We start from the raw sequence: 10,572 nt of genomic DNA on the forward strand, positions 1-10,572 counted from the left end.
CCGGCATGCCTTCTCGACTCGTGCCCGCCGCGGAGGTTCATCCGGCCCTCGGCCCGCTTCATGCCCCCGGCGTTTTGCGGCACCATTGAACCCCGTTTCATCGCCGCGAAGGATTCGTCATGCTCGCCACCGCCAAGACCGAACTGACGCCCGGCTTCATGGTGATCCACGGCAATCGCCTGGAGGCGCTGCGCGACCTGGCGGTGGAATGGCTGCGCAATCACCCGCTGGGGCCGCTCGAGGACGAGGTGATCCTGGTGCAGAGCAACGGCATCAGCCAGTGGCTGAAGCTGGCGCTGGCGGCCGATCCGCCCGCCGGCGCCGGTATCGCCGCGGCGATGGACGTCACCCTGCCGGCGCGCTACCTGTGGCAGGCCTACCGCGCGGTGCTGGGCAACGAGGCCGTGCCGCCGGCCTCGCCGCTGGACAAGCCGCGCCTGATCTGGCGGCTGATGCGCCTGCTGCCGGAGCTCACGGACGACGAGACCTTCGCCCCGCTGGCGCGCTTTCTGGCCGACGACGAGGACCGCCGCAAGCGCCACCAGCTGGCCGAGCGCCTGGCAGACCTGTTCGACCAGTATCAGGTCTATCGCGCCGACTGGCTGGCCACCTGGGCCGAGGGCCGCGACGAGCTGATCGACGCCCGCGGCCAGGCCCGGCCGCTGGCCGAGGACCAGCGCTGGCAGCCGGCGCTGTGGCGGCGTCTTCGCGACGACATCGGCGAGGATGGCCTCGCCACCAGCCGCGCCTGGGTCCACACCCGCTTCCTCGAGGCCTGCCGCGAGCTGACGCCCGAGACGAGACCGCCTGGGCTGCCGCGCCGGGTGGTGGTGTTCGGCATCTCCTCGCTGCCCCGCCAGACGCTCGAGGCCCTGGCCGCGGTGTCGAAGGTCACCCAGGTGCTGCTCTGCGTGCACAATCCCTGCCGCCACTTCTGGGCCGACATCATCGAGCACAAGGACCTGCTGCGGGCCGCCCGCCGGCGCCAGCGCCAGCGCCCCGGCATGCCTCTGGAGCTCGACGACACCCAGCTGCACCTCCACGCCCAGCCACTGCTGGCCGCCTGGGGCAAGCAGGGTCGTGACTACCTGCGCCTGCTCGACGAGTTCGACGACCAGGACGCCTACCGCGCGCTGTTCGACGCCGAGGCGATGCGCATCGACCTGTTCGACTCGCCCGCCGACGGCGAGGCGCCGGGTCTGCTGCAGCAGCTGCAGGACGACGTGCTCGAGCTGCGCCCGCCCCAGGAGACCCGCGAGGCCTGGCCGGCGGTGGACCCGGCCCATGATCGCAGCCTGCGCTTCCACGTCGCCCACAGCGCCCTGCGCGAGGTCGAGATCCTCCACGACCAGCTGCTGGCCGCCTTCGACGCCGACCCCACGCTGCGCCCCCGCGACGTGCTGGTGATGGTGCCGGACATCGACACCTACGCCGCCGCCGTGCAGGCGGTGTTCGGCCGCCTGCCGCCGGAGGACCCGCGCCACATTCCGTTCACGCTCTCCGACCAGACCAGCCGCCATCGCCAGCCGCTGCTGGTGGCGCTGGAGGCGCTGCTGCACCTGCCGGAGGCGCGGCTGACGGTCAGCGACCTGCTGGACCTTTTGGAAGTGCCCGCCCTGCGCGCCCGCTTCGGCCTGGACGCCGAGGCGCTGCCGGTGCTGCGGCGCTGGATCGAGGGCGCCGGCATCCGCTGGGGGCTCGACGCCGAGCAGCGCGCCCGGCTCGACCTGCCCGGCGGGCTCACCGCCAACACCTGGGCCTTCGGCCTGCGCCGGCTGCTGCTGGGCTACGCCGTCGGCGACACCGCGGACGGCCCCTGGCACGACATCGAGCCCTACGGCGACATCGGCGGCCTGGAGGCGGCGCTGGCCGGACCGCTGATGGACCTGCTCGACGCCCTCGAGGCCCAGTGGCGCGCGCTCACAGAGCCCGCCGACGTGCCCACCTGGTGCCGCCGCCTGCGCGGGCTGCTCGCCGCCTGCTTCGCCGCCGAGGACGAGGCCGACCTCGCCACCCTGAGCCGCCTGGAGGAGGGCCTGGAGACCTGGCAGGAAACCAGCGAAGACGCCGGCCTCACCGAGGCGCTGCCGCTCTCGGTGGTGCGCGAGCACTGGCTCGGCCAGCTCGACGAGGCCAACCTCTCCCAGCGCTTCCTGGCCGGCGCTGTGAACGTCGCCACCCTGATGCCGATGCGCGCCATCCCGTTCCGCCACGTGTGCCTGCTGGGCATGAATGACGGCGAGTACCCGCGGGTACAGCGCCCGCTGGACATCGACCTGATGGGCCACGACTACCGCCCCGGCGACCGCTCGCGCCGCGAGGACGACCGCTACCTGTTCCTCGAGGCGCTGCTCTCGGCCCGCGACAGCCTGATGGTCAGCTGGGTCGGCCGCAGCATCCACGACAACGAGCCGCGCCCGCCCTCGGTGCTGCTCGGCCAGCTGCGCGATCATCTGGCCGCCGGCTGGACGCTCGCCGGCCACGAAAACGAGGACGACGCCGGCCAGGCCCTGGTCGACGCCCTGACAACCGAACACCCGCTGCAGCCGTTCAGCAGAAAATACTTCCGTGCGGGGTCGGGCACGGTAGGAAGCCGCGCGGGGTCGGGCGCGGTAGAAGGCCTTTCAGATAACCCGGGCCTGTTTACCTACGCCCGGGAGTGGCGGGCGGTGCACACCGGCCGGCCGACGCCGGAGGCCGACGCCGACGGCGAGCTGCCACCGATCGAGCTCGACACGGCGCTGACGCTGTCGCGCCTCAGTGGCTTCCTCAAGGACCCGGTGAAGGCCTTCTTCACCACTCGCCTCGGCGTGTATCTCGAGCGCGAGGCGCTGGAGAGCCCCGACCACGAGCCCTTCGCCCTGGACGGCCTGGACCACTGGCAGCTCCAGCAGGCGCTGATCGAGGCCGGGCGCCGCGCCGTCGATGCCGCCGAGCCGCCGATGCCCGCCGTGCACGACACCCTGGAACGCCTGGAACGCGAGGGTCGCCTGGCCATGGGCGGCTTCGCCGAGCTGATGCGCGAGCACCTGGTCGAGCCGCTGGACGGCCTGCTCGGCGACTACGCCGACCAGCTCGAGGCCTGGCCCCACGCCTGGGAGACACCGGCCGCCGTGTCGCTGGAGCTCGCCACCGATAGCGATCCCCTTCGCATCGAGGACTGGCTGGACGGCCTGCGCGAGAACGCCGCCGGCGAGCGCTGCCGGCTGGTGCTGATGACCAGCAGCCTGGTCAACAAGGGCAAGTACCACTGGAAGCACTGGCTGGCCCCCTGGGTCGCGCACCTGGCCGGCCAGCTCGCCCTCGGCCCCATGACCACGGTGCTGCTCTCCCGCGCCGGCGGCGGCACCCTGGCGCCGCTGGACGCCGGCACCGCTCGCGCGCACCTGGAGGCCATCGCCCGGGCCTGGCGCGCCGGCATGGCCACCCCCCTGCCGCTGGCCCGCGACACCGCCTTCGCCTGGCACGAGAAGGGCGGCGACCCCGACGCCCTGGCCCGCGTCTTCGGCAGCGAGGAGAAGGCGGAAGAAGCCGATCACAAGGCCTGGAAGGCCGCCGTCACCGCCTTCCATGGCACCGGCTACAACGGCGACCATGGCGAGCTGGGCCGCGACCCGTATCTCGCCCGCCAGTGGCGCGACCTCGAAGGTCTGGTGCGCCATGAGGCCGCCGGGCGGCGCTTCACCGAACTGACCGCGGCGCTCTACGCGCCCCTCCACGACGCGGTGAAGGCCAAGAAGAACGGGAGTAAGGGCCAGGGAGGCAAGAACTCATGAACTCGCCCGATACCGCTCGAAATAACGTAGAAACCCTGCACGCGGCCGAGACGCCTCGGCTCGATCCCGTGGCGCTGCCGCTCACCGGCAGCCGGCTGATCGAGGCCAGCGCCGGCACCGGCAAGACCTTCACCATCGCCCTGCTCTACCTGCGGCTGGTGCTCGGCCCGCGCGATGAAGCGGACGCGGCCAGCTTCCCGCGGCCGCTGACGCCGCCGGAGATCCTGGTGGTCACCTTCACCAACGCCGCCACCCAGGAGCTCCGCGACCGCATCCGCGCCCGGCTGGTGGAGGCGGCGGACGCCTTCCAGCCGGAGGGTATGCCGGTTCAGGCGCCCGACGCCGCGCCCGAGTTGTTTCCCAACGAGACCGGCGACCTGTTCGCCGAACCGGGTGTGGATAATCCAGAGCCCGATGGTGAAACGCCGCCCAGCGGCGACCCGCCGGGCGGCGATCCGCTGCTCGCCCTGCGCGACAGCTACCCCCGCGAGAGCTGGCCGACCTGCGCCCGCCGGCTGCGGCTGGCCGCCGAGTGGATGGACGAGGCCGCGGTCTCCACCATCCACGCCTGGTGCCACCGCATGCTGCGCGAGCACGCCTTCGACAGCGGCAGCCTGTTCGCCCTGGAAATGTCGCTGGACCAGTCGGAGATGGACCTGGAGATCGCCCGGGACTACTGGCGCAGCTTCTACTACGACCTCGACCCCGAGGCGCTGGCCATCGTCGCCCGCTACTGGACCACGCCGGACGCCCTCAACGACACCGCCGCCCGGCTGCGCACCCACGCCGCCGCCCTGCCCGCGGCCCCGCCGCCGTTCGAGGCGCTCTCGAACTACCGCGAGCAGCGCGCCGCGGCGCTGGCCGAGCTGAAGGCGCCCTGGCCGGCCTGGCTCGACGAGCTGGAGGCGCTGCTCGAGGCCGCCGCCAAGCGCAAGGCCTTTAACGGCCAGAAGCTCAACGCCAGGAGCCGCGCCAACTGGCTCGCCGCCCTGCGCGACTGGGCCCATGACGCCGAGCTCGCGAGCCCCGATCTCACCCCCGCCGCCTGGAAGCGCCTGACGCCCGACGGCATCGCCGAGATCTGGAAGGAAGATCCCGTGCCCAACCTGCCGGCGCTGGAGGCGCTGGCCGAGCTCCCGGAGCGCCTCGCCGCGCTGCCCGACCCGTTCGCCGACCTGCTCGCCCACGCCGTGCACTGGATGGCCGCGCGCCGCGAGACCGTGCAGCGCCGCCGCGCCGAGCTCGGCCCCGACGACCTGCTGCACCGGCTGGACGCCGCCTTCGCGGGCGAGGCCGGCGAGACGCTGGCCGCGCGCATCCGCGAGCAGTTCCCGGTGGCGCTGGTCGACGAGTTCCAGGACACCGACCCGGTGCAGTACCGGCTGTTCGACCGGGTCTATGAGCTGGAAGAAAACAGAGAGGACAGCGCCGTCCTACTGATCGGCGACCCCAAGCAGGCGATCTACGCCTTCCGCGGCGCCGATATCCACACCTATCTCCAGGCCCGGCGCGACACCGCCGGCCGCCACGTCACGCTGGGCACCAACTTCCGCTCCGCCACGCCCATGGTCGAGGCGGTGAACCGGGTGTTCGCCCACGCCGAGCAGAGCGAATCCGGCGCCTTCCTGTTCCGCCGCGGGGACGATAACCCGGTCCCCTTCGCCCCCGTCGACGCCAACGGTCGCAAGGACTCACTCACCCGGCACGGCGCCGCACAGCCGGCGATGACGCTCTGGCACCTGGCCACCGACGACACCCTGCCCAAGGGGGCCTACCTGACCGAGCTGGCCGCGCGCTGCGCCACCGAGATGGCGAGCCTGCTGCGCGAGGGCCAGGCCGGGCAGACGGGCTTTACCCAAGATGGCGAGCTGCGCCCGCTGGCGCCGTCGGACCTCGCCGTGCTGGTCAACAACGCCGGCGAGGCCCGCGCCATCCGCACCGCCCTGCTTGCCCGCGGCATCCGCAGCGTCTATCTCTCCGACAAGGAGGGCGTGTTCGAGACCGAGGCCGCCGCCGAGCTGGAGGGGTGGCTGGCCGCCTGCGCCGCGCCGGACGACGAGCGCTGCCTGCGCGCGGCACTCGCCACGCCGAGCCTGGGGCTCTCGCTTTCCGAGCTCGACGCCCTGAACGGCGGCCCCCAGCAGGACGAGCTCGCCTGGGAGGCGCGGGTGATGCAGTTCCGCGACTATCATCGCCAGTGGCAGCGCCGCGGCGTGCTGCCCATGCTGCACCGGCTGCTGGCCGACTTCGCCGTGCCCGGCCGCCTGCTGGCGGTGCCCGAGGGCGAGCGACGGCTCACCGACCTGCTGCACCTCGGCGAGCTGCTGCAGGAGGCCAGCACCGAGATCGACGGCGAGCACGCCCTGCTGCGCTTTCTGGCAGAGTCCCGCGCGCATCCGCACGCACAGTCCGACACCCACCGCCTGCGCCTGGAGAGCGACGCCGACCTGGTGCAGGTGGTCACCATCCACAAGTCCAAGGGCCTGGAGTACCCGCTGGTGTTCCTGCCCTTCATCGCCGCCTTCCGCCCGGTGAAGCAGGGCGACCTGCCGCTGCGCTGGCATGACGACGACGGCCACCTGCGCCTGACGCTCTCCGCCGACGAGGCGATACTCGCCCGCGCCGACCACGAGCGCCTGGGCGAGGACCTGCGCAAGCTCTACGTCGCCCTGACCCGCGCCCGCCACGCCACCTGGCTCGGCCTGGCGCCGCTGGACGCCATGGAGCGCAGCGCCGTCGGCCATCTGCTCTCCGGGGGCGAGGCGCTCTCGCCCGACAACCTGCGCCCGGCCCTCGAGGCACTGGCCGATGGCGAGGGGCGGGTCGCGGTGCAGGACGCCCCCGAGGCCGATGCCACGCCGGTCGAGCTCGCCGGCGACGACGCGCCGCTGGGTGAGGCCCGCGCGCCCACCCGGGCGATCCGCGAGCACTGGTGGATCGCCAGCTACTCGGCGCTGCGCACCGGCGCCACGCCGGATGACGAGGGAACGGACGACGCCGCCGCCGAGGCCGAGCCGTCGCCCGAGCCCACCACCGCCGACGAGGCCACGGCGATGGAGGTGATCCACGAACCCTTCGATGCCAGTGCCGCCACGGTGAGCGAGGGTTCGCTTCACCGCTTCCCCCGCGGGCCCTCTGCAGGCACCTTCCTGCACGGCCTGCTGGAGTGGGCCGGCGAGGAAGGCTTCGCCCGGGTGGCCGAAGACGCCGAGCTGCGCGCCGACACCCTGGCCCGGCGCGCCAACCGCCGCGGCTGGGAGGGCCAGATCGCCGCCCTCGAACAGTGGCTGCCGGAGCTACTGACCACGCCGCTGCCGGTGCCGAAGCCGGGCGATGGCGAGGCCGCACCGTTGAGCCTCGATGCGCTTGCCGGCTACCGGGTCGAGCTGGAGTTCTGGTTCGCCGCGCACAGGGTCAACACCCGCAGGATGGACGCCCTCGTAAGCGCTCACACACTCGGCGGGCGTCCGCGGCCGGCGCTGGAGCCCGATACCTTGAACGGCATGCTCAAGGGCTTCATCGACCTGGTGGTGGAGCACGAGGGGCGCTTCTACGTGCTCGACTGGAAGTCCAACCACCTGGGCGCGGACGATGCCGCCTACACCGAGGCGGCGATGGCGGAGGCCGTGCTCGAGAAGCGCTACGACGTGCAGTACTGCCTCTACCTGCTGGCCCTGCACCGGCTGCTCGAGGCCCGGCTGCCGGACTACGACATCGAGCGCCACCTGGGTGGGGCGCTCTACGTCTTCCTGCGCGGCACCCGCGCGCCCTCCCGCGGCGTGCACGCCGAACGCCCGCCGAGCGAGCTGATCCTCGCGCTCGATGCCCTGTTCCGCGCCGCCGAGGAGGCCGTCGCATGACCCCGGATATCCCCAACCACGACGCCGCGTCCGAACAAGCACCCGAAACCGCGCTGGCCGATCACGCGGCGCTGTTCGCCCTGCTCGACCGCTGGGTGGCACGCGGCTGGCTGCGCTCGCTGGACCGCGCCTTCGCCGCCTTCCTGCATCGCGAGGCGACGGCGGCCAACGGGATGAGTGAGGCCTCACCCCTGCTGTTGCTGGCGGCGGCGCTGGCCAGCCACCAGCTCGGCCGCGGCCACGTGTGCCTGGACCTGGCCCAGACGCTGGCCACCCCGGACCTGGCGCTCTCGCTGCCGCCGGAGGGCGACAGCCTGGACGACCCGCCGCCGCTGCCCAGCCGGGTGATGGCCGCGCTGGAGCTGGACGCCTGGCGCGCCGCCCTCGCCCAGCCCGAGCTCGTCGCCGACGGCCCCGGCAGCACCCCGCTGGTGCTCGCCGGTACCGATGCGCGCCCGCGGCTCTACCTGCGCCGCTACTGGCAGCACGAGCAGGATATCCACAGCCGGATCTTCGCCCGGCTCGGTAGCGGGGAGAATGACGAGGCGCCGGACGCCGCCCGCCTGCGCCCGATCCTCGATGCGCTTTTTCCCGAGCGGGGCGATGCGCCGCCAGCCATCGACTGGCAGAAGGCCGCCTGCGCCCTGGCCGGCCGCTCGCGCTTCGCGGTGATCACCGGCGGCCCCGGCACCGGCAAGACCACCACCGTGGTGCGCCTGCTCGCCCTGCTCCAGGCGCTGGCCATGGGGAATAACGAAGACGAGGAAAGCGAAGCGGACGGCGCACCGCCCCTGCGCATCCGCCTGGCCGCGCCCACCGGCAAGGCCGCGGCCCGGCTCAACGAGTCCATCGCCGGCCAGGTGGCACGGCTGGACCTCGACGGCCTGGCCGAGGATCCCGAGCGGCTGCGCGAGGTGATTCCGAAGGACGTCAGCACGCTGCACAGGTTATTGGGCTCGCGCCCGGACACCCGCCGCTTCCGCCACGACCGCCACAACCCGCTGCCGCTGGACGTGCTGGTGGTGGACGAGGCCTCGATGGTGGACGTGGGCATGATGGCCGCGATGCTCGAGGCGCTGCCGCCCCGGGCGCGGCTGGTGCTGCTGGGCGACAAGGACCAGCTCGCCTCGGTGGAGGCCGGATCGGTGCTGGGCGACCTGTGCGCCCGGGCCGAAGGCGGCCACTACACCCCGGCCACCGCCGAGTGGCTGGGTGAGGCCACCGGCCAACCACTGCCCGCGGAGACGCGGGACGCCAACGGCCAGCCGTTGGACCAAGCCATCGCCATGCTGCGCGTCAGCCACCGCTTCACCGCCGACAGCGGCATCGGCCAACTGGCCGCGGCGATCAACCTGGAAGCCGAGCCCTCCGCCAAGCGCAAAGCGATTGGCGACGCCCTGAGCGCCGGCTTCGCCGACCTCTCGCATCAGAAGCTCTCCGCCGACGACGAGCGCGGCCTGGCCCGCCTGGCCGTGACCGGCTGCCCGGAGCGCTTTTCTCGCCATCAGCCCGGCGCCCGCGCCGCCATCGCGCCGCCGGTGGGCTACCGCCACTTCCTGAGCGTGATGGCCGAGCGGCGCCCGGCGATTGAGGCGGATCAGGACGCCTTCGATGATTGGGCAAGAGAGGTGCTAGCCGCCCACGGCGACTTCCAGCTGCTGTGCGCGTTGCGCCGCGGCCCCTGGGGCGTGGAAGGCCTGAACGAGCGGGTGCGCCAGGCGCTGGAGCGGGAAAAGCTGATCGACAGCCAGGACGGCCGCCAGCGCTGGTACCCCGGCCGCCCGGTGCTGGTGACCAAGAACGACTACGGCCTGGGGCTGATGAACGGCGATATCGGCATCACCCTGGATATGCCGCGCCCGGATGCAATGCACTCTTCACAGCGCCCGAACAATGCGCTTGGCGACGGCAGCCGCCTGCTGCGGGTGGCCTTCCCCGCCGGTGACGGCACCGACCGCATCAAGTGGGTGCTGCCCTCGCGCCTGCAGGCGGTGGAGACGGTGTTCGCGATGACGGTGCACAAGTCCCAGGGCTCGGAGTTCACCCACGCTGCCCTGGTGCTGCCCGACGCGCCGAACCCCATCCTCACCCGGGAGCTGGTCTACACCGGCATCACCCGCGCGCGCCACTGGCTGACGCTGGTGGAAACCGGCCGCGGCCAGCTGATGGACGCGGCGCAGAGAAGAGTGATGCGGGTGAGTGGGTTGGGGAGTTGATGGTCTTCATCTCCCTTCTTATTTCGGCAAAATTGCAGGTCAGCTTTCGGCCAGGAGCAGACATTCAGGCGATTATAATGTGACCATCAAGTCAGTCTACCGAAAAAACGCGTAGTGGTTTAAAGATCGGCTGGATTTACTTGTTTAAGCTAACTACCGTTACTGTACACACCGTCAGTCCCCCATCAGCCGTTCCAAATCCTTCATGTCCTCTTCATAATCCTTATCAGCTATGGCCATCTCGCACTCCATACGAATTTCCATATACATCATTTCGGGGTCGTAAGCGTATTTGGTGCTTCTGTACCAAGCATAAGCATCGTAAATCATCATTCTTCTAATCTCGTTATAAAATTCCTCGCCTTGCTCTGCATCACGTTTCTCCATCAGTTCATCAAGGTCTTCTCTAGATAAATCCCTTGGCGCCTCTAATGATATGAAGTCTTTAACACCATCTGTAACATAGGTTGCGTATTGTACGCAGTCTGTCGTGCTGGATGGTGAGCCAGGATGGCTGTAATCCATCGCAATAGCTGTAGAGGACACCATTAAGAGCCCACCCAACAGTAACCCACTTCGCATACCGTCACCCCTTTTATTGCCCGAAGACAACATTCCTCAATGGATAAACCCTGAGAACTTCAGTTTTCATCCCCGTCCCTGTCAATATTTTATACATCTCCCATAATCCAATGTTGAGCCAGCTATCACTCTCACACC

The 10,572-nt window shown here is 70.8% G+C and carries 4 protein-coding genes; 3 read left to right on the forward strand and 1 reads right to left on the reverse strand.

The window, feature by feature from the left end:
• The first annotated feature begins 119 nt into the window (after positions 1-119).
• From recC to recD, 3 genes are read left to right on the forward strand one after another with little or no spacing between them, the layout of a single operon-like run.
• Positions 120-3,776: an exodeoxyribonuclease V subunit gamma gene (gene recC / locus UYS_RS0212425; RefSeq protein WP_016855844.1), complete on the forward strand. Its 3,657-nt coding sequence runs from the start codon at positions 120-122 to the stop codon at positions 3,774-3,776.
• Complete coding sequence (gene recB / locus UYS_RS0212430) at positions 3,773-7,636, forward strand: exodeoxyribonuclease V subunit beta (RefSeq protein WP_016855845.1); 3,864 nt, start codon at positions 3,773-3,775, stop codon at positions 7,634-7,636. The genes recC and recB overlap by 4 nt, the downstream gene beginning before the upstream one ends.
• Entirely contained in the window at positions 7,633-9,852 is a 2,220-nt protein-coding gene (recD, locus tag UYS_RS0212435; RefSeq protein WP_016855846.1) for an exodeoxyribonuclease V subunit alpha, read from the forward strand. The genes recB and recD overlap by 4 nt, the downstream gene beginning before the upstream one ends.
• A 174-nt stretch (positions 9,853-10,026) precedes the next feature.
• On the opposite strand, the gene UYS_RS18515 is transcribed toward recD, so the two are convergent.
• Positions 10,027-10,401 carry a hypothetical protein gene (locus UYS_RS18515; protein ID WP_156821618.1) on the reverse strand — a complete coding sequence of 125 codons (375 nt, stop codon included), beginning with the start codon at positions 10,399-10,401 and terminating at the stop codon, positions 10,027-10,029.
• Positions 10,402-10,572 lie beyond the last annotated feature (171 nt).

Origin of the sequence: Halomonas smyrnensis AAD6 (assembly GCF_000265245.1) — a bacterium.
GTDB lineage: Bacteria > Pseudomonadota > Gammaproteobacteria > Pseudomonadales > Halomonadaceae > Halomonas > Halomonas smyrnensis.